This is a genomic window from Desulfuromonadales bacterium, from assembly GCA_035620395.1.
GTDB lineage: Bacteria > Desulfobacterota > Desulfuromonadia > Desulfuromonadales > DASPGW01 > DASPGW01.
The window spans coordinates 1-19,432 of the sequence record DASPGW010000006.1 but is presented as its reverse complement, the minus strand read 5'-3'; the positions used below and the strand labels follow the sequence as shown (position 1 = coordinate 19,432).

At 64.0% G+C, this 19,432-nt stretch carries 16 protein-coding genes; 9 read left to right on the top strand and 7 right to left on the bottom strand.

From position 1 onward, the window contains the following. Positions 1-282: 282 nt before the first annotated feature. From VD811_00290 to VD811_00270, 5 genes are all read right to left on the bottom strand, one after another. Positions 283-618 (bottom strand): phage holin family protein, encoded by a 336-nt coding sequence (locus VD811_00290; GenBank protein HXV19408.1) that lies wholly within the window; start codon positions 616-618, stop codon positions 283-285. A 272-nt stretch (positions 619-890) separates the two neighbouring features. After that, complete coding sequence (gene zupT / locus VD811_00285; protein HXV19407.1) at positions 891-1,727, bottom strand: zinc transporter ZupT; 837 nt, start codon at positions 1,725-1,727, stop codon at positions 891-893. 170 nt (positions 1,728-1,897) lie between these two features. Next, positions 1,898-2,854 (bottom strand): membrane dipeptidase, encoded by a 957-nt coding sequence (locus tag VD811_00280; protein ID HXV19406.1) that lies wholly within the window; start codon positions 2,852-2,854, stop codon positions 1,898-1,900. Position 2,855: 1 nt separating this feature from the next. Then, entirely contained in the window at positions 2,856-3,788 is a 933-nt protein-coding gene (locus VD811_00275) for a methyltransferase domain-containing protein (GenBank protein ID HXV19405.1), read from the bottom strand. A gap of 220 nt (positions 3,789-4,008) precedes the next feature. Beyond that, positions 4,009-6,054, bottom strand: a complete 2,046-nt coding sequence (locus VD811_00270; protein ID HXV19404.1) for a radical SAM protein — start codon at positions 6,052-6,054, stop codon at positions 4,009-4,011. Between the two features lie 137 nt (positions 6,055-6,191). Between VD811_00270 and VD811_00265 the strand changes: the two genes are divergently transcribed. The 3 genes from VD811_00265 (at position 6,192) to VD811_00255 (ending at position 12,008) form a co-directional block, all read left to right on the top strand. Further along, a complete protein-coding gene (locus tag VD811_00265) occupies positions 6,192-6,716 on the top strand; it encodes an O-acetyl-ADP-ribose deacetylase (protein HXV19403.1) in 525 nt (174 codons plus the stop codon). 106 nt (positions 6,717-6,822) lie between these two features. Further along, positions 6,823-7,290 (top strand): ferritin family protein, encoded by a 468-nt coding sequence (locus VD811_00260; protein ID HXV19402.1) that lies wholly within the window; start codon positions 6,823-6,825, stop codon positions 7,288-7,290. Between the two features lie 347 nt (positions 7,291-7,637). Further along, positions 7,638-12,008, top strand: a complete 4,371-nt coding sequence (locus VD811_00255) for an acyl-CoA dehydratase activase (GenBank protein HXV19401.1) — start codon at positions 7,638-7,640, stop codon at positions 12,006-12,008. A 34-nt stretch (positions 12,009-12,042) separates the two neighbouring features. Here VD811_00255 and VD811_00250 read toward each other — a convergent pair whose 3' ends face one another. After that, entirely contained in the window at positions 12,043-12,447 is a 405-nt protein-coding gene (locus VD811_00250) for a bacteriohemerythrin (protein HXV19400.1), read from the bottom strand. Positions 12,448-12,654: 207 nt separating this feature from the next. Between VD811_00250 and VD811_00245 the strand changes: the two genes are divergently transcribed. Next, positions 12,655-13,980 (top strand): DUF3422 domain-containing protein, encoded by a 1,326-nt coding sequence (locus VD811_00245; GenBank protein HXV19399.1) that lies wholly within the window; start codon positions 12,655-12,657, stop codon positions 13,978-13,980. Between the two features lie 77 nt (positions 13,981-14,057). Here VD811_00245 and VD811_00240 read toward each other — a convergent pair whose 3' ends face one another. Next, positions 14,058-14,708 (bottom strand): response regulator, encoded by a 651-nt coding sequence (locus VD811_00240; GenBank protein HXV19398.1) that lies wholly within the window; start codon positions 14,706-14,708, stop codon positions 14,058-14,060. Between the two features lie 296 nt (positions 14,709-15,004). On the opposite strand from VD811_00240, the gene VD811_00235 reads away from it, so the two are divergent. The 5 genes from VD811_00235 to VD811_00215 all read left to right on the top strand — a co-directional run. Beyond that, the gene (locus VD811_00235) at positions 15,005-15,256 is read left to right on the top strand and encodes a hypothetical protein (GenBank protein ID HXV19397.1); all 252 of its coding nucleotides are present in this window, start codon (positions 15,005-15,007) and stop codon (positions 15,254-15,256) included. A 40-nt stretch (positions 15,257-15,296) separates the two neighbouring features. Further along, positions 15,297-15,593 (top strand): hypothetical protein, encoded by a 297-nt coding sequence (locus VD811_00230; protein HXV19396.1) that lies wholly within the window; start codon positions 15,297-15,299, stop codon positions 15,591-15,593. Between the two features lie 925 nt (positions 15,594-16,518). Beyond that, positions 16,519-17,397, top strand: a complete 879-nt coding sequence (gene nifH, locus VD811_00225) for a nitrogenase iron protein (protein ID HXV19395.1) — start codon at positions 16,519-16,521, stop codon at positions 17,395-17,397. Between the two features lie 175 nt (positions 17,398-17,572). After that, positions 17,573-19,024 carry a nitrogenase molybdenum-iron protein alpha chain gene (gene nifD / locus VD811_00220; protein ID HXV19394.1) on the top strand — a complete coding sequence of 484 codons (1,452 nt, stop codon included), beginning with the start codon at positions 17,573-17,575 and terminating at the stop codon, positions 19,022-19,024. A gap of 123 nt (positions 19,025-19,147) precedes the next feature. Next, a partial coding sequence (locus VD811_00215) for a nitrogenase component 1 (protein ID HXV19393.1) occupies positions 19,148-19,432 on the top strand: 285 nt, incomplete at its 3' end.

The window sequence follows — 19,432 nt, the reverse complement described above, 5'->3', positions numbered from 1 at the left end:
CCCCAACACTTAGTTAGATATCGAATCATTTGATATCAATCTACATGATGAGCACTTTCCCCGTCAAGACATTTTTAAGAGACGGATTGCGGATCAGACTTCACAGCCTTGTTGGCAGGGCCCCAGTCTTCGCCGACAATGGGCACTCCAATGGATCGCGGTCGTCCAACTTGCTGCCCCACAGAAAAGGCTGGGAGTAAAGGCTAGGCAGCGGATAGATTCTTACTTCACCTGCGAAGTAAGGCGGAACCATAATGTTTGTGGCAGGCGACCCCTTTCGGGCTAATTGACAATGGCGCCGAGAAAATAACCGATGACGGCCAGCACTAGGCCAAACAGAAGCGCCCACCAGAAGCCTTGCACCGAAAACCCCGGGACAATGGCGGCGGCCAGCATAATGAGCAGGGCATTGATGACAAGCGTGAACAAGCCCAGGGTGAGGATGTTTAGCGGAAGGGTGAGTAGGATCAACACCGGCCTGATGAAGGCGTTGATCAGGCCGAGGATGAGAGCGGTGACTAGCGCGGCGAAGAAGCCTGCAACCCGCACACCAGGAAGGAGATAGGCGGTAATGATTATGGCCAAACCGGAAACCAGCCATTGAAGCAGAAAGTTCATGCCGGGTCCTCCTTTTCGATTCCGGGACGCAGACTCTTACATTGACGCAGATACATTTTACCAGAGGTGCGGCAAGGCCGTCATGACGAGTTCAGGCAGGAGGGGAACGAGACGGACAACAAAGGACGCCGGATCGGAAAAACGGCAGCCTTGACTGCATTAAATGGAGCAAGTGGAGCGTTAATTTTTTGGGTCAACCCGAGAGGCTGCAATATGGTTCAGAAAAGGTGATTAACTGGACAGGGTTTTTCTACAGACTCAACAGATTCTGTTCATAGGAATAACAGAAGGCTGAGGGCCATGACGGCCATGCCGACTATGAGTCCAATAATTGACAGGTGGTGTTCACCGAATTCCTGCGCTGCCGGCAACAGTTCGTCGAAGGAGATAAACACCATGATACCGGCTACGCCGGCGAACAGAATGCCGAAAATTGTGGGCGTGAAAAACGGCAGCAGGATGAGGTATCCCACCAGGGCGCCAATGGGCTCGGCCACCCCCGAGAGGAAGGAGAACTTGAATGCTTTCCGGCGGCTGCCGGTGGCGAAATAGATGGGGACGGATACGGCGATACCTTCGGGAATATTATGGATGGCGATGGCCGTAGCGATGGCGACGCCGAGATGGGGATCGGTCAGGGCCGCAGTAAAGGTCGCAAGCCCTTCCGGGAAGTTGTGAATGCCGATGGCCAGAGCGGTAAACAGGCCCATGCGGTGCAGCTTGCCAAAATCGTGCGATTTGTCCTGGGGAAGGTTCGCCATCCCCTGCTCCATCTCCTCGATGGAATGGAGTTCATGGGGGTTCTCATACTTGGGGACGAACCAATCGATGAGGGCGATAAGCGCGATGCCGCCGAAAAAAGCCCCCACGGCCACCCATGTTCCGGGCCCATTCCCAAGGGCCGCCGTCAACTCCGTCCTGGCCTTGACCAATATCTCGACAAAAGAAACATAGATCATCACCCCAGCCGAAAAGCCGAGGGCCAGAGATAAAAATCGGGTATTGGTGGTACGGGTAAAAAAAGCCAGAGCACTGCCTATGCCGGTGGCCAGGCCAGCCAACAGGGTCAGCCCGAAGGCGAACAGAACGGTATGGGTATCCATGGGCATGAATGGGCTACCTCTCGAAGGCGACTGGCATTACCAACTCAGGACTTTCCCCTTACGTGCAGCAGCTGGGGTTTTCCCCGGATTCTCACCCAGGCAGAGTAAAAAATCCAGCGGTTTGCCCTTACAAAATATTTTTTGCAGCAGGGGGCAACGGGCAAAAGAAACTTTAATCAGCTTTGAGCGGCCAGCAACCTGCCATAGAACCGCCGCCAGTTCCCCCCCAGGATTCTCGCCACAGACGCCTCCGGATAGCCCGCCCGCTCCAAACGCCGGACCAGGCGACCGAGCCGGCCGTGGTCCTCCAGACCCGTGCATTCCCCGTCGAATCCGCCCAGGTCCGAGCCCAGCGCCACGCCCCCATCGCCGCAGCGCTGCACGAGCCAGTCGAGCTGCCGAAAGACCTCTTCGATGTCGGCGCCTCCAGCCGGGACGAGCATCTCGGGAGCAAAGGTGAGGCCGAGCACTCCCTTCCGTTCCAGGAGCGCGGCGATCTGCCCCTCGTCGAGATTGCGCGGCCGGTCGCAGAAACGGCGCAGGCCGGTGTGCGAGCAGAGTAGCGGGCCGGGGAAACGGTCGAGCAGCTCCCGGAAACCGGGCTCGGCCAGATGCGCCACATCGATGGCCCAGCCCCGCTGCGTCAACTCCGCGACCAGTTGCCGGCCCGCCGGGCGCAGGCCTCCGGGCCGAACAACGGCGTTGCCGTCGGCGAGGCGGTTGGCGCCGGCATGGGTTAGGCCGACCACCCGCAGGCCCCAGGCTTCATATACGTCGAGTCCGCCGTCGGCCAGGGCGTCGCCGTTCTCCAGCAGAGGCAGGATGCCCGGACCAGTCTCGCCCCGGCAGCACGCTTCCAGTGCCGTCGCCGTCCGAACCGGCACGAGCCCGGTCAACTGCCGGTCGGCGAAGGCCATGAGCTGCCGGAGATGGGCTGCCGCCGATCCCGCTCCGTTGTGCACGTCGGCGCAGTAGAGGGCGCCGACCAGCAGGCGGACGCCACCCCGCGCCAGCGTCTGCGGCGTGATCGGTCCCGCAGCAAGGTCGGCGAAGGGGGTCTCGGCGGCGCTGCGCTGCATCGCGTAGACGAGGTCGACGTGGCCGTCGATGACGGAGTGGGAGACGTCCATCATCTCAGCGTTCGGCCAGCAGCGTAAGGCTGCGAATCAGTTCGAAATGGTTGCGGTGACTGCGCAGCTTCCACCAGACCGCATCGGCCCTTGTCACCCGCCAGGGGGGCGAAAGGACCGTCTCGAGGAACCGGTGGACGTTTTCCCGGCCGCTGCCGGCGAAGGGCCCTCGGGTCGTCCCCCCCAACCACTCTGCGGCGGGGGCGGCGGCGGCCGACCAGGAAAAAGGGTCGGCGAAGAGGAGCCGGGCTCCGGCGGGGAACGCTATCCGGTTCAATTCTTCCAGATGGCGGCGCGGCCGCGGGAGCTTGTCGACCAGATTGAGGGAACAGCCGCCCTGGAATATCCCGCGCGGGAAAGGCAGCGCCTGGGCGTCGGCGACCAGGAATTCGCAGCGCTCCCGCGGCCAGTCGGCGGGAACAACGACGGTTTTCCGTTCACTGAGGCGACCTTCGAGAGGCAGCCGGAAGGCGAACCTCCCCTCCTCCTTCAGCCGGCGGGCGATGCGGATGAAGGCGAGGGAGCGGTCGACGCCGACCGCCAGTTCACAGTGCCGGCCCAGCTCGAAGGTCAGCCGGCCGACGGCGCAGCCGGCATCGAGGGCCGTCCCCCTGACGCCGGCGACGAGGGCGGCCCAGCGCGCGTAGGCGTCGGTCGCTTCAGGGTCGCCGAGCAGATCGCCGAAATGGCTCCAGAGGTAGGAGGCGACAGCGGCCGGCGACTCGTAGCGGTCGGTTGCCCGCTGATCCGCCGTCATCGGTTCGGGCAGCAGGATCGCCACCCCCTTTTCGATCGGATAGTGGCGGTTGCAGGCGGGGCATTCGAGGCGCCCCGCCAGCACCTCGCCGCCGGCTTGCGTCAGCGCGGCCGGCCGCAACGGCTTTTCGGCCGGCAGGCAGGCGGGACAGATGAGGAGATCGAGAAGCTTGGAGTCCATAAGGTCAAATCGGTAAAAAAGAGCGGGGAACCCGTCAGGGCGCCCCGCTCAGCGTCTTCAAAGACCATTCCGTACTCAGGCGGGGCCGTGGCAGGCCGGGGCATGGCAGGAAGGCGCGTGGCACGCCGGGGCATGACAGGACGGGGCGTGGCACGACGGGGCGTGGCAGCTGGCAGCTGCCGTCACCTTTTTCTCAACTTTTTTAACTTCCAGCATGAAATCACCTCCCTTCGTTTGACTCATGGATGTCCTCGGCAGCAACGAGCCGCAGATCGGCCAGTTGCTGCAGTGCTTGCCGACAGTGGTTGTCGAACTCGGCGGGGTCGGTCGTTGCCCCGTAGGAAAGACGCAGCCGTTCGGCAATCTGCCGGGTAGTCAGTGAGCCGTCGCAGAGTTCCAGCAGGTCCCGGCCAAAGTCGTTGATTGCGGTCACTTCCAGTTCGCTCCCCTGCTGGCGGAAGACCAGCCAGCAAGGCGCCTCGGGGTAGCGTTCGCGGATGTCGCCCGCCGCGAGATCGGCGAGGATGGCCGGCAGGTCGTAGTGGAAGCCGGCCACCAGCACGTTGCGGCTGACGGCAGGTTGCCAGCCGTCCGGATTATAGATGTTCATATTACCCGGAATTTCCCGGTTGGCAAATCGGGCGGCCTCCAGGGAGTGCGTCTCGTAGGCGATCAGATCGGGGAGGTGCGGCCAGGCTGCGGGCCGGGCGCATCCAAGCTGCTCTTCGGCAAAGGGGGCGAAGTGCCGGTAGCAATCGGCGGCGTTCAGGATCGCCTCGAGGCGCGGCTCGCGGCCCTGGACAAAGGCGAAAAAATCGGCGAACAGCCCGGCGAAGGAACGGCCGAGAGCCCGGGCGAGGAGCAGGCAGGAGCGGGGGTAGAACTGGACGAGCAGCGGAAAGAAGCGGGCCAGACGGTCGAGCTCCGCCAGGGGGAGAGCGGGACAGGGGAGGTTGTAGAAGCTGCTGTAGAGCTGCGGGTCGGCGTCTATCCGCGCCTCGTCCTCGTCCAGCCGCCGGTTGCCTGCGAACTCGATGCCGAGGGCGAAGTAGGTGTCGACCTCCCGCACCAGTCTTTTGGCATAGCGCTGGTGCAGCTCAGTTCCCGGCAGCACTGTCGGCATCTGCAGCAGCGGGTTGATGTTCCCCGTGGCGGCGCCGCGCAGGGCCAGCTCCAGGGTCGCCTCGATATCCTCGCGATGCTCCTCGGGAAAGCCGATGACGAAACTCAGGGTCGGCACCATCCCCTGGGCGGTGGTCGTGCGCACTCGCTCGAGCAGGATGGCGGGGTCGATCTGTTTGCGGATGAAGGCGAGGGTGCGCGGCGAGCCCGAATCGATACCGTAACACATCGATTCGCAGCCCGCCTGGCGCATCAGCTTGAGCAGGGCCGCATCCACCGTATCGAGCCGCGAGATGCAGTACCAGGGAGTGCTTTGCAGCCCCTCGTCGAGCAGGCGGGTGCAGAAGCTCTCGACGAAACGGCGGTCGGCGGTGAACTGGTCGTAGGCGAGCAGAAAACATTCGGCACCCTGTCCGTCGCGCAGCTGGCGCATTTCGCGCGCCAGGCGGTCGATGGAGAAGGTGCGGGTGCGCCGCCGCCAAAAGCTCGACTCGGAGCAGTAGGCGCAGCGGTGCGGGCAGCCGCGGCCGACCTCGAGGATGGCGATGCTGCGCGGCAGGCCGCAGGCGTCCCGATAGGCTTCGAGCGGCGGCAGCAGGCCGTAGTCGGGAAGCGGCAGGGTGTCGAGGTCGACGATCAGTTCCCGCTCCGGGTTGCGCACGATGCCGGCCGGACCGCGCCAGGTGACCCCGTCCACCCGTCCGGCATCGCCGCCGCCGGCCCAGGCGCTCACCAGGTCGCCGAAGGTGATCTCCCCCTCGCCGCGGATGACGGCGTCGACCCAGGGGTAGCGTTCGAGGGTGGCCGTGTCGACAAAGGAAGCGTTGTGGCCGCCGATGACGATCCGCGCCGCCGGCGCCAGCTCGCGGACCCGGCGGGCGATGGCGATGGTCGGCGGGTAGGTGGTGCACTGGGCGGAGAAAGCGACCACGTCGGGCGCCTCGGCGGCGATCCGTCGGGCGCAGTCGTCGTAAAGGGCAGGTCCGGCCTGCAGGGAGCCTTCGCGCAGGGCGAGGACGAAATCGAGGATGACCGGCCGGTGCGGTGAATCCCGCAACGTCGCCGCCAGGTTGAGCAGCCCGAGCGGCGGCAGGTTGTACATCGACGGATGGTAGAAGGGAGGAAAGACGAAAACGATCTGCATGGCGATCCGTTGGCTGGCGGTCGAGTTGGCGTAAAGCTTACCAGAATTTTCCGTTCGGCACCACCAGCGGGACGAGCATGAAAAGCTGCTATACTCCTTCACAGCAAACCTGTCCGAGAAAAAGTGCGGAGGTCGAGATGAACGAAGCAAGGATGGAGATCGTCCAGGGGGATATCACCAAAATGGCGGTCGACGCCATCGTCAACGCCGCCAACAGCTCACTGCTCGGCGGCGGGGGCGTCGACGGGGCGATTCACCGGGCGGCCGGGCCGCAACTGCTTGCGGAGTGCCGCGGCCACGGTGGCTGTCCGACCGGCGAGGCGAGGATCACCCGGGGGTATGACCTGCCGGCGAAATACGTCATTCATACCGTCGGTCCGGTCTGGCATGGCGGCGACCGGGGCGAGAAGGAACTGCTGTCCAGTTGCTACCGCAACAGCCTTCGCCTGGCGGCGGAATACGGGATCGAAACGATCGCCTTCCCCTCGATCAGCACCGGCGTCTACCGCTTTCCCATCGACCGGGCCTGCCGCATCGCCCTGCACGAGGTCCGGGCGTTTCTGGTGAAAGCGTCGTCGCTGCGCAAGGTCTTCTTCGTCTGTTTTTCGGAAAGCGACGCCCGGATCTACCGGCAAGCACTGCAGGAACCGGAGGCGGATTAGCACGCCGGACAATTTCGGCCGGGGACCGCAGCGGAAAATGGATTGACTTGCCGCTTCTGAAATGCGATAGAATGAGTCTTTATTTATCTTTCCCGGAGGATAGCAGATGAGCGACAAGCTGGAGGTACAGGCCGCCCTCAAAGAGGCAATCCAGACCGAAAAGGCCGCCATGGATTTCTATCGGTTCGGCGCCGAAAAGATGGCCGACGACAGGGCGCGCGAGGTTTTCGAGCTGCTCGCCCGGGAAGAGCGGCAGCACGCCCAGATGTTCTACAACGCCTACCAGGGAAGGGATCTTCCCTATTTCGAGGATTACATCGCCTCCCCGCCCGATACCGATTCGAAATGGTGGAAGGCCCTGCAGGAGGCGAGCCTGTCCGGGTTTGACGAGCGCAAGGCGCTGGAGCTGGCCATCGACCAGGAAGAGGCGCTGGAGGAGCAGTTGAGACGGATCGCCGCCAGAGTCAATGACCCCGAAATTCGGGCCATCTACGAGGCCAATGCCAGGTCGACCCATCACCATGCCGAGCTGATCGGGGAGCAGTACCGGGAGATGCTGGGCATGTCCCGGTAGAAGGCAACCTGAGCTCCGGTTTTCAATGGCGTTAAAGACAATAAAAATGCCGCTTATCGACGTATCGTCGCTGGGCGGCCTTTTTATTGGCGCAGCCTGACGGAGCTACCCCATATGCCACTGGGCACCTTCCGACGCCAGTCGGCTCTTGACAGGGGTGGATTGGAAAGTATTTTATAGGGTACCAGTTCACAACTAATGGGGCTTTGCAGTGGCAACCAGCCGCGTGATCGGCAGAGGCCTGATCACGCGGCCTTTTCATGGCGGCAGTCGGCTCGGCCAACCTGGCCGGAAACAGGGCGGCGGGGGCCGGCTCCGATGACTGACTCGACCCGGGGAGGGAGAGGATGAGTAATGCATTAGGCATCTGCCTGGGTGCCAGTACGGTCAGCGTGGCGCTGCGCACCGCCGGGGAAATCCGGTTTTCCCGTCTGCCGCATGACGGAAAGGTGGCCCGTGTCCTGGATGAGGTCCTGGCGGCGCACCGTTCTGCCCGACTGGGGATCACCGGCCGCAAGTTCAGGAAATTTCTCGCGGTGCCGACGGTTTCCGAGCCGGAGGCCATCGAACTCGCCTTCGCTTCCGTCAGGGACCGCTATCCGGCAACCGACTGTATTCTTTCGGCCGGCGGCGAGACCTTCATCGCCTATGTCCTCGATGCCGGTGGCCGGATCAAGACGATTCATACGGGAAACAAATGCGCTTCGGGAACGGGGGAGTTCTTTCTGCAGCAGATCACCCGGATGGGACTCGGCATCGATGCGGCTCTCGAACTGGCCGCGTCGGCCGCCACCTACCCGGTGGCCGGCCGCTGCTCGGTCTTCTGCAAGAGCGACTGCACCCACGCCCTGAACAAGGGGGTCGCCAAGGGGCCGGTAGTGGCCGGCCTTTGCCAGATGATGGCCGGCAAAATGGTCGAACTCCTGCACAAGTCGGAGGCCAGCCGGGTGGCGATCGTCGGCGGTGTCAGCCGTAATCCGGTGGTCATGGACTTCGTCCGGCAGTCCTTCCCGAATATCTATGTGCCGCAGGAGGCGCCCGGCTTCGAGGCTCTCGGCGCCCTGCTCTGGGCCGAACAGCGGGGAGAGCGGCTCAGCGGGGAGAAGACACTCTATACGGCGACGCACCGCTCTTTCGGCTTGCTGCCGGAGCTGCACCGGGGGCTCGACCGGGTTTCGTTCAAGGCGGCGCCGAGGGGGGAATTTTACCGGGGCGACTACCTGGTCGGTCTCGACGTGGGCAGCACCACCACTAAGGCGGTTCTGGTCCGCACCGACAACCAGGCGATCGTCGCCGGCACCTACCTGCGCACCGATGGCGACCCGGTCGGGGCGAGCCGCGAGTGCTACCGGCAGCTGCTCGCCCAGGTGCCCGCCGGCCATAAACCCGTCATCGTCGGCCTGGGCGTTACCGGCAGTGGTCGGCAGATCGCCGGGCTGCACGCCCTGACCGGCGGGGTAGTCAACGAGATCGTCGCCCACGCCGCGGCGGCGGTTCATTTCGACCCGGCGGTCGAAACCATCTTCGAAATCGGCGGTCAGGACGCCAAGTACACCTGGATCACCAACCGGGTCCCCAGCGACTATGCCATGAACGAGGCGTGCAGCGCCGGGACCGGCTCGTTTCTCGAGGAAGCCTGCCGGGAGTCGCTCGGCATCGGCACCGAGGAGATCGCCGGCATCGCCCTGCGAGCCGAAACGGCACCGAATTTCAGCGACCAGTGCGCCGCCTTCATCAGCAGCGACATCAAGACGGCGGTGCAGGAAGGGGTCGGCCGGGAGGAGATCGCCGCCGGGCTGGTCTACTCGGTCTGCCAGAACTACCTCAACCGGGTCAAGGGAAACCGGCCGGTGGGGAAAAAGATCTTCATGCAGGGGGGCGTCTGCTACAACCGGGCGGTACCGGCGGCCATGGCCGAGCTCTGCGGCCAGCAGATCGTCGTGCCGCCGGAGCCGGGACTGATGGGCGCCTTCGGCGCGGCGCTGGAGGTGCAGCGCCGGCTTGAAAGCGGCCTGCTGGAAAGGCAGAGTTTCGACCTGGCGCAGTTGGCCGCACGGCAGGTCGAGTATCGCGACCCCTTCGTCTGCCGGGGCGACGCCGGCAGCTGTGACCGCAAGTGCAGCATCGCCAGGATCGTCATCGACGGCCGCACCTACCCCTTCGGGGGTGCCTGCGACCGCTATTACAACCTGCGGCGAACCGGCGGAGCCGAGATCGGCGGGGAGGACCTGGTCTCGCTGCGCGAGCGCCTGGTCTTCGACCGCTACGCGCCTGCGCCCGCCGGCGAAGGGGGACGGTCGATCGGGCTGCTGCCGTCCCTGCTCACCCACACCCTCTATCCCCTTTATGCCCACTTCTTCACCGCACTCGGCCTGCGGGTCGTGCGGGTGGAGGAGCCCGACCCGGCCGGCATGGAGGCGGCCGGCGCCGCGTTCTGCTACCCGGCCCTGCTCAGCCACGGGCTGCTCGGCAGCCTGCTGCAGCAGGAGGTCGATCATATCTTCCTGCCGCATGTGAAAAATGCCGCCCTCGCGCCGGCCGGCGGTAACCAGCCCAACTGCACCTGCCCCTTCGTCCAGGGCGAGCCCTATTATCTCAAGGCCACCTTCCACCGGGACCTGGCGCCGAAGCTGCTGACGGCGGTGCTCGATTTCCAGGACCAGCCCGCGCTGCGGCAGGCCTTTGTCAGGATTGGCCGACAGCTCGGCTTCGCCCGCCGGGAGGCGATCCGCGCCTTCGAGACGGGGTGGCAGGCCCTGGCCGCCATGCGCCGGGAAATGCAGGAGATCGGCCGCCGCTATCTGGAGAGCCTGACTCCGGAAGAGACCGGCATCGTCCTCTTCGGCCGCGCCTACAACGCCTTCAGCCGGCAGGGGAACATGGGAATTCCGCACAAGTTCGCCAGCCGCGGCTACCGGATCATCCCTCACGATTTCCTGCCCGCCGGCGAGGCGGAAGAGGGGGCGCTGCGCTGGATGTTCTGGACCTCGGGGCGGGATATCCTGCGGACCGCCGAGCAGGTACGCCGACAGCCGAACCTGTTCGGCGTCTACGTCACCAACTTCAGCTGCGGACCGGACTCCTTTCTCGTCGGCCATTTCCGCGACCTGATGGGTGAGAAACCCTCCCTGATGCTCGAACTCGACGCCCATACGGCCGATGCCGGCATCGACACCCGGATCGAGGCCTTTCTCGACGTGGTCGCCGGCTACCGGCAGCTGGCCCGGGAGGAAGTCGCTCCGGCCGGCTTTACCCCCGCCCGGGTAACCGTCAGGGGGGGGCGCCCCTGGGTTGAAACCGGCAACGGCCGGCGCCTGCCGCTCACCGACCCGAAGGTGCGCCTGCTGGTCCCATCCATGGGAGACGCCAGTTCCCGGGGCGTCGCGGCGGCATTTCGCTATGCCGGCATCAACGCTGTCGCCGCCGAGCCCCCCGGCCGGGAGGAGTTGCGCCTCGGCAAGGGGGTCGCCACCTGCAAGGAATGCCTGCCCCTGCTGCTCACCGCCGGCACCCTGCGGAAATATCTGCGGGAGGTGCATCGACCGGACGAGGTCCTGGTCTATTTCATGGTCAATTCCGACGGCCCCTGCCGGCTCGGCCAATACCGCCCGTTTTTCGACAGTTACGTACGCAAAAACCGTCTTGACAATGTCGCCATGCTCTCGCTGAGTTGCGAGAACGGGTATGCCGGCATCTCGACCACTTTCACCCGCCGGGCCTGGCAGGCGCTCTGTATCGCCGACGGGCTGGACGACGTGCAAGCCACCATGCTTGCCCTGGCGGTGGACCCGCAGGGGGCGCTGAGCCTGCTGCAGACGGCCAGGGAGAGAATCTTCGCGAGCCTGGCGAGAGACAGCCGGGAGCGGCTGCTGGCGGTGCTGGCCGAGGAAATGGGCAAACTGGCGGGGGTTGCAAGGAAGGGCACGCTGGATGATGCGCCGAAGGTCACCATCGTCGGCGAAATCTACGTTCGCAACGATGACTTCTCCCGGCAGCACCTCGTTGAGCGACTGGCGGCGCAGGGGATTGTGGTACACACCGCGCCGGTCACCGAATGGCTCCACTACAGCGACTACTGTGTGACCCGAGGTCTCACCAGCCGGACCGGCCTGGCCGACCGCCTGACGACGCGCTTGCAGCGAGTCTTCAAGGAGCGGGACGAGACGGCGATCCAGAAGTGCTTCTCCCTCTCCGGTTTCTATGAACCGCACCGGTCCGACATGCACGCCCTGGTCCCCGGCAGCAGCCGGCTGATCGACCCCTCGCTGGTGACCGAGGCGACGTTGACCGTCGCCAGCACCCTGGTCGAGTTGGGCGACGTGACGCACGGTGTGATCAGCATCGGCCCCTTCGGCTGCATGCCAAATCGCATCGCCGAGGCGATCCTCGGCGGCCGCCTGGCGGCGGAGAAGCCGAACTTCTCGCCGCACAACGGCGAGTTCTGGGGGGCCGAAGGGGCTAACCTCCCCCTGCCGTTTCTGGCCATCGAGACTGATGGCAATGCCTTCCCGCAGGTGGTGGAGGCACGGCTGGAGAGCTTTGTCCTGGGCGTGCGACGATTAAAGGCTGAACTGGCGGCACTGCGGTCCGGCGACAACCGGCAGGATGGGGAAAAGAAAGGGCGGACCGCGTGCTTTGCGGCCCCGCCGCGGCTGCAGCCGGCCGCGGCAGAGGCGGCCGCGACCTCGCTCCATGCGTGTCGAAGGCGGGAAAAGTAGCCGGCTTCGAATAGAAGAGTCAGCCGAACAACACTCAGTTCCGTCCCTGCAGATATTTCCCGAAGCGGACATCGGTGCTGCGGATATGCTCGACGATCCAGTTGAGCAGGGTCTGATTGGCCTCGACCACCAGGTGAAACGAAGGGCCGTCGGCGAGCAAGGTATTGTGCAGGTCGGCGAGCTTTCCCACCAGCCAGGCATGCTGGCTCTTGTGCTCGAGCAGGCCGGGATAGCCGTGAGCGGCCATCAGTTGTTCCTCGGCTCGGAAGTGGGAGACGACGTAGGCGTCGAGAAAACCGAAGAGCTCGACCACCTTTTCCTTCCCCTTCCCTGCCTTGCAAGCCAGCAGCAGATCACGGAAACGGTCGATCAACTCCCGGTGCTGATCGTCGATGGTGCGGTGCCCGACCGCGAGACTTTCCGTCCAGTGAAACGACATGACCCCAACCTCCCTGGTTCGGGCGGTGAGAAACGCCCTGGATATGTCCGATAGAAGACTAAATCGGTCCTAATTATAGGCCTCCGAATTTCCCTGTCAAGCCGGAAGTTGGCAAACGTGCAATTGCGACACGGCCCCCGGTTCGCGCACCCCTTGTCTGCCGCCTGGCGCAGGTAAAATCAGCCCGCCAGAAAAGGAAAACCTTACATGCCCGACTATTTCTGCCTCCCCTTCTCCACCCATCCGTTGCGCGACTCGCTTTACGACGAACTGCATGCCCGGCCCTTCCATATGGTCTCCACACCGCAGCAGATTTCCCACCTCGCCTTCAAGGCCCAACCCCAGGAGCTGGACACGGCCTTCGCTCTGCTGGGCGATCTCTGCCGCCGCTACAGCGTCAACCCGCCGGCTCCGGACGCGCCCTTTTATCAGCAGGACTTCGGCGAGTTCACCGTCCGCTGGGAGCGGCACATGGAATTCTTTTCCATGACCTTTCTGCGTCCGCACGCGCCCGAAGGCGAACCCTTCGAGCATCCGGTCAGCGAACTGCTCCCGGGGGACTGGATGGCCTCCCTGCCCGGCCAGGCCGTGGCGGCATTTCACCTGCTCGTCGATGGCGGCGCGCTGGACGTGGAGCCGGCGTCTCTGGCCCGCTGCTTCGAAGGACAGCGGCTCATCGCCAGCCAGCCCAGGAACGGCCAGGCCTTTTTGTGTACCGCCTTCAAACTGCACAGTGACGGCTTCGGCCGTTTCCTGATCCAGAACCGGGGGCTTTCGGACTACCAGACGGGGCGGCTGGTCCAGCGCGTCATCGAGATCGAGACCTACCGTCTCCTCGCCCAGCTTTCCCTCCCCCTGGCCAAACGCATCGCTCCGGAGTTGACCGGGATGGACCAGGAACTGGCGGAAATGCTCGGCCAACTCTGCAGTCTCGAGGAGGGTGAAGAGACCGAGAGCAAACGCGCCCTGCTCGAACGACTCTCCCTGCTCTCGGCCAGGCTCGAAACCTGGCGTGCCGAGACCAACTACCGCTTCGGCGCCACCAGCGCCTATCACGACCTGGTGATCACCCGGCTGCAGAACATTCACGAAGAGCCGGTGGAGGGGTACCTGACCGTGACCGAGTTCATGACCCGCCGGCTCACCCCCGGTTTGCGCACCTGTCAGTCGGTGCAAACCTGGATGGAGGACCTCTCCCGGCGCATCGAGCGGGCCGGCGACCTGATGCGGACGCGGGTCAACCTGACCCTGCAGGAGCAGAACCGCAGCCTGCTGGCGGCCATGAACCGGCGGGGGCGCCTGCAGTTCCGGCTGCAGGAGACCGTCGAGGGGCTCTCGGTGGCGGCGATCAGCTACTACCTGGTGGGATTGCTCGGCTACATGCTGAATGGGCTGCCGCTGGAGGCGTGGAAGCTTAACAAGGGGGTTGTTCTGGCCCTGCTGGTCCCCTTCGTGGTGGTCGGGACCTGGTGGCTCATCCAGCGCCTCAAGCATCGGCTGATCAAGGAGCCGCTGGAGCGGGAGTTGGGGTGAGATGGACCTCGCCGTGCATGTCTCCCGGGCGAGCCCTGGCCAAACTATGGGCCTCTGGCCGCCGCCGTGGCGGCGGCTCAGATCCCGTGCAGGTCGATCATCTCCTCCCCGAGCAGATACCCCGTCCTGGCATCCCGGGAGGCGCTGGCGAGCCGGTCGACGATCTGCCGGATCTTCTCCAACTCCGCCCGGACCTCCGTCAACTGCTCCCGGACCGCGCCGTCGCTCTCCCCCAGCGCCCGCTCCGCCAGGTGCAGGCGGCCGAGGATGGCGGTGAGGGGATTGTTGATCTCGTGGCTGAGGGCGACGGCCATCTCCCGCAGCAGCTTCAGGCGCTCCACCTCCAGCGCCAGCCGCCTCTCCCGCCGCGAGGCGAGGTGGAGCCCGACCCGCGCCAGCAGCTCCCCGGCATAGAAGGGCTTGACGATGTAGTCGTCGGCTCCCGCCTCGAACCCCCGGACCTTCTCTTCGTCCGAGCCGAGGGAGGTGATGAAGACGATCGGCACCTCGCGCGTCCGCGCGTCCCCCTTGAGAGCCCGGCAGACGGCGTAGCCGTCCATCCCCGGCAGGTAGATGTCGAGCAGGATCAGGTCGGGCGGCTCATGCAGGGCGGCGGCGATCCCCGCCGGACCGTCGCCGGCAATGGCCAGCCGGTAGCGCTCCTGCAGAATGTCCTGAAGCTGGGCCTGCACGACCCTGCTGTCTTCTATGGCGAGTATTCGTTCCACCGGCGGCTCCGCAAAATTTTCTCCATCTTAGGCGTCTGGGCGTCGCTGTCAAGGATGGATTGCGACAAAACACCACCTCAACGAACAAAGCCCGACGCAGTGCTGCGCCGCAGGTGGAAGGATCGTACCCGAAGAAATGGGGCGAGCGGCGGACTCCTTGGCCCGGTTTATGCTTTTCGCTGAAGAGAACAACCAGGAATGGAGCACGACGCTGTGCTCCGCAGGCGTGCAACGAGGCCCGTCAGGAGTGATCTCCGGCGGGCTTTTCAGTCAGCGGTAAAGGAGACGCAAAAGCGATGGCCCAAGAGACGAAGGGTGAAGAAATGGTGGCGGTCGAAGAGGCGGCCAAGGCAATGCAAACGACCGTTCTCAGCGTCATGATGCACATCAAGCGCAAGCTCCTCGAAGCTCAGGAGCTCGACGGCAAATGGTACGTCGGCGCGGCGAGTCTCGCCGCCTTTCTGGCCCGAAGCGGCGGGGAGACGGCGCCGGTCGTCTGCCGCAGCGGCTGCGCGGCGAAAAAGGGCGGCTGCGCGTCGTGCGGTTAGGTCTGCTCAAGATGCAGGCAGGGAAGGAGAAGAAACGGTCATGGGCATTCAGATCAAGCCGTCCGACCTGCAGTACCGCTACCCGCGCAAGAAGGCGACGCGGGAGCTGCCGAAATTCAGCGGCAAGCCCGACCCGCACCCTTTCGATCGGGACGACCTCTACGAGATCATCCCGATGTTCGAGGCGGTGATGGACGCACTCGGCAGCAACGACGGCGCTGTGCTGCACCGGATCGAGGAACTGCTCAACAACGAGGTGCCTCGCTTCATCGCGAGCCGCGAGGAGGTCTTCGACTGCCTGGTCGCGACGATGCAGGAATTGCTCGGAAGAAGGTAGTCGGCCGCGGCGACGCGAATTTTCAGCCAACAAGCCGCCCTTCCGTCGCAACGGCAGGGCGGCTTTCTCTTTCGGAAATGACGACCGACCAGGCCCCGACCCGGATTTGCCGTTGGTTTCCACGCAGAAACGGGCTCCTTCGGCCCTTATCCACAACCTCTGTGGACAAGTCTGCGGAGATACCCCGGGGGAGGCGAGCTAAACGTCCGAAACAGCAAAACAAGTAGCGTTTTGCCGAATCTTTGGCGGCCTGACGAAAATAAGTAAAAACAGTATGTTGTGCGTTTTTGTGATGTTTTGCGGGCCGGTGTGAAGTGTATGCAGTATTTCTCTGGTTATTGAAAATTATTAAATGAGCGAAAGTGGGCATCCTGTGGATTGATCACATATCTGGGCATAGCGAACGTCCTGCTCCGGCAAAAGGTTTTTGCCGGCTGCGGCGGAGGGGGCACGAGTTTCCACGTTTTTTCTGCCTCATCTTTGCCCACCGCCTGGCCAGTGCCTGCTGAAGAAGTGTGCAAGCATCGGACGCCTCCGTTGCCAGGACGTTTCGCGAAAAACGTCGCAATCCCTCGAATTCATGAGGTTCGCGTCGCAATTACTGTTTTTGGCACGGCCCGTGCTTTATGGAAGGGCAACGGCAGGAAGGCACGACGAGGTGCCTGTGCTGAATGGCAACGAAGCCCGCACGGTTCAACCGGCGGGCTTTATATATTTCCAGAGTTGGTTTTTCCCAACAGTTTGCGGTGCCATGGCGGCGCCGCACGGGCGAGGAGGCCCCATCCGGATAGTCCGGGTGGGGTTTTTTTATTCAAGCATACGGACGGAACCTCTGGCTGCCCCGGACACATCAACGGGGATGCCGCCTCGGGGGAAGACAGAGCGACCGTCGGCAACACAACCACGCAGAGAAAGGAAGAGTGTCATGGCAGAGAAGAAACTTCGTCAGATCGCAATCTACGGCAAAGGCGGCATCGGCAAGTCCACCACCACTCAGAACACCGTGGCCGGCCTGGCCGCCCTCGGCAAGAAGGTGATGATCATCGGCTGCGACCCCAAGGCCGACTCCACCCGCCTGATCCTGCACGCCAAGGCCCAGACCACGGTCATGGACAAGGTCCGCGAGCTCGGCACCGTCGAGGACCTGGAACTGGATGACGTGCTCAAGGTCGGCTACGGCGGCGTCAAGTGCGTCGAGTCGGGCGGCCCCGAGCCGGGGGTCGGCTGCGCCGGCCGCGGCGTCATCACCGCCATCAACTTTTGCGAAGAAGAGGGCGCTTATACCGAAGACCTCGACTACGTCTTCTACGACGTCCTCGGCGACGTCGTCTGCGGCGGCTTCGCCATGCCGATCCGCGAGAACAAGGCCGAGGAGATCTACATCGTCGTCTCCGGCGAGATGATGGCCATGTACGCCGCCAACAACATCGCCAAGGGGATCCTCAAGTACTCCTCCTCGGGAAAGGTGCGACTGGGCGGCCTGATCTGCAACAGCCGCAACACCGACCGCGAGGCCGACCTGATCGAGGCGCTGGCCAAGAAGCTCGGCACCCAGATGATCCACTTCGTCCCCCGCGACAACCAGGTGCAGCGCGCCGAGCTGCGCCGCATGACGGTCATCGAGTACTCCCCCGAGCACAAGCAGGCCGAGGAGTACCGCACCCTGGCGCAGAAGATCGCCGACAACAAGATGCTGGTCGTTCCCACCCCACTGGAGATGGACGATCTCGAAGAGCTGCTGATGGAATTCGGCATCATGGAAGCCGAGGATGAGACGATCGTCGGCAAAGCGGAGAACGCCTGACGGCGGCGGACGATCTCTTCCCGACTCGGCGTTGCTTCGGGAAGCCGCACCCTCGACGTAGCGCTGCTACGCCTCGTCCGCAGCTTCCCGGCGCGCCTTGATTCGGAAAGAGCTTGTCCGCCTTGGTTGGCAGGCGGGCAGAATGAGTTTTCGATCATCCAGAATGGAGTGCTATATGTCTGAGAAAATAGAGAAGAAAACCGTCGCCGGGATTACGAAGGAATCGACCCAGGCGATGATCGACAAGAGCCTGGAAATCTATCCCGAGAAGGGGAAGAAGAAGCGCGCGCCACACCTGGCGCCCAACGACCAGCTCTCCGGCAAAGCCTGCGTCAAGTCGAACAAGAAGACCATCCCCGGCGTCATGAGTGCGCGCGGCTGCGCCTACGCCGGCGCCAAGGGGGTGGTCTGGGGGCCGATCCGCGACATGGTCCACGTCTCCCACGGCCCGGTCGGCTGCGGCTGGTACTCCTGGGGGACCCGGCGCAACCTGATGAGCGGCATCAACGGCGTCGACCAGTTCGCCATGCAGTTCACCTCCGACTTCCAGGAGAAGGACATCGTCTACGGCGGCGACAAGAAGCTCTCGGTCCTGCTGCGCGAGGCGAAGGAGCTCTTCCCGCTGGCCAAGGGGATCTCGGTCCTCTCCGAGTGCCCGGTGGGACTGATCGGCGACGACATCAACGCCGTGGCGAAGGCCTCCGCCAAGGAGCTCGACATCCCGATCATCCCCTGCAACTGCGAGGGATTCCGCGGCGTCTCCCAGTCTCTGGGCCACCACATCTCCAACGACACCATCCGCGACTACATCATCGAGACGCGCGAGTTTCCCGAGCCGATCGGGCCGTACGACATCGCCCTCATCGGCGAGTACAACATCGGCGGCGACGCCTGGTCGACCAAGCCGCTGCTGGAGGAGTGCGGCTTCAACGTCAAGGCGGTCTGGACCGGCGACGGCGAAATGGAGAAGATCGCCGCCACCCACCAGGTGAAGCTCAACGTCATCCACTGCTACCGCTCCATGAACTACATGTGCAAGGTGATGGAGGAGAAGTACGGCATTCCCTGGATCGAGCTGAACTTCTTCGGCCCGACCAAGATCCGGGAGAGCCTGCGCAAGCTCGCCGAGCTCTTCGACGACACCATCAAGGCGAAAGTGGAGGCGGTCATCGCCAAGTACGATCCGCTCATGCAGGCGGTGATCGATGAGTACAAGCCGCGCCTCGACGCGAAGAAGGTGATGCTCTACGTCGGCGGCCTGCGTCCCCGCCACACGGTCAACGCCTACGAGGACCTGGGGATGGTGGTGGTCGGCAGCGGCTACGAGTTCGCCCACTCGGACGACTACGACCGCACCTCCCCGGAGATGCCCGACGCCACCGTCATCTACGACGACGTCTCCGAGTACGAGTTCGAACAGTTCGCCGACGCCCTGAAGCCCGACCTGATCGGCAGCGGGATCAAGGAGAAGTACCTCTTCCAGAAGATGGGGATCCCCTTCCGGCAGATGCACAGCTGGGACTACTCCGGTCCGTACCACGGCTACAAGGGATTCCCGACCTTCGCCCGCGACATCGACATGGCGGTGAACAGCCCGACGTGGAAGCTGGTCAAGGCGCCTTTCTGATGATGCAGGGGCGGCCCCCAGTGGCCGCCCGAACCTAGGGCAACCACAGGGGGTTGCCCCTACAAAGAACAATGACCCCGTGCCGTGTGACGGATGAGTCTCCGGCCGGATGAGGAGAATAGTATGGCCAACAATCTCGGATTAGAAGTCAAGCCCGTCACCGAGACCCCCGAGTCGGAGATCAAGCGGGTCGCGGCATGGATCAATACCGAAGAGTACAAGGAGAAGAACTTCGCCCGCCAGGCGCTGGTCATCAACCCGGCCCACGCCTGCCAGCCGCTGGGCGCCGAGCTCGCCGCCCACGGCTTCGAGGGGAGCCTCCCCTTCGTCCACGGCTCGCAGGGGTGCGCCTCCTACTACCGCAGCACCTTCAACCGCCACTTCCGTGAGCCGGCGCCGGCGGTCTCC

Coding starts and splice junctions, on each gene's coding strand:
- VD811_00290 (HXV19408.1), bottom strand. CDS start 618: ATGAACTTTCTGCTTCAATGGCTGGTTTCCGGTTTGGCCATAATCATT.
- zupT (HXV19407.1), bottom strand. CDS start 1,727: ATGCCCATGGATACCCATACCGTTCTGTTCGCCTTCGGGCTGACCCTG.
- VD811_00280 (HXV19406.1), bottom strand. CDS start 2,854: ATGATGGACGTCTCCCACTCCGTCATCGACGGCCACGTCGACCTCGTC.
- VD811_00275 (HXV19405.1), bottom strand. CDS start 3,788: ATGGACTCCAAGCTTCTCGATCTCCTCATCTGTCCCGCCTGCCTGCCG.
- VD811_00270 (HXV19404.1), bottom strand. CDS start 6,054: ATGCAGATCGTTTTCGTCTTTCCTCCCTTCTACCATCCGTCGATGTAC.
- VD811_00265 (HXV19403.1), top strand. CDS start 6,192: ATGAACGAAGCAAGGATGGAGATCGTCCAGGGGGATATCACCAAAATG.
- VD811_00260 (HXV19402.1), top strand. CDS start 6,823: ATGAGCGACAAGCTGGAGGTACAGGCCGCCCTCAAAGAGGCAATCCAG.
- VD811_00255 (HXV19401.1), top strand. CDS start 7,638: ATGAGTAATGCATTAGGCATCTGCCTGGGTGCCAGTACGGTCAGCGTG.
- VD811_00250 (HXV19400.1), bottom strand. CDS start 12,447: ATGTCGTTTCACTGGACGGAAAGTCTCGCGGTCGGGCACCGCACCATC.
- VD811_00245 (HXV19399.1), top strand. CDS start 12,655: ATGCCCGACTATTTCTGCCTCCCCTTCTCCACCCATCCGTTGCGCGAC.
- VD811_00235 (HXV19397.1), top strand. CDS start 15,005: ATGGCCCAAGAGACGAAGGGTGAAGAAATGGTGGCGGTCGAAGAGGCG.
- VD811_00230 (HXV19396.1), top strand. CDS start 15,297: ATGGGCATTCAGATCAAGCCGTCCGACCTGCAGTACCGCTACCCGCGC.
- nifH (HXV19395.1), top strand. CDS start 16,519: ATGGCAGAGAAGAAACTTCGTCAGATCGCAATCTACGGCAAAGGCGGC.
- nifD (HXV19394.1), top strand. CDS start 17,573: ATGTCTGAGAAAATAGAGAAGAAAACCGTCGCCGGGATTACGAAGGAA.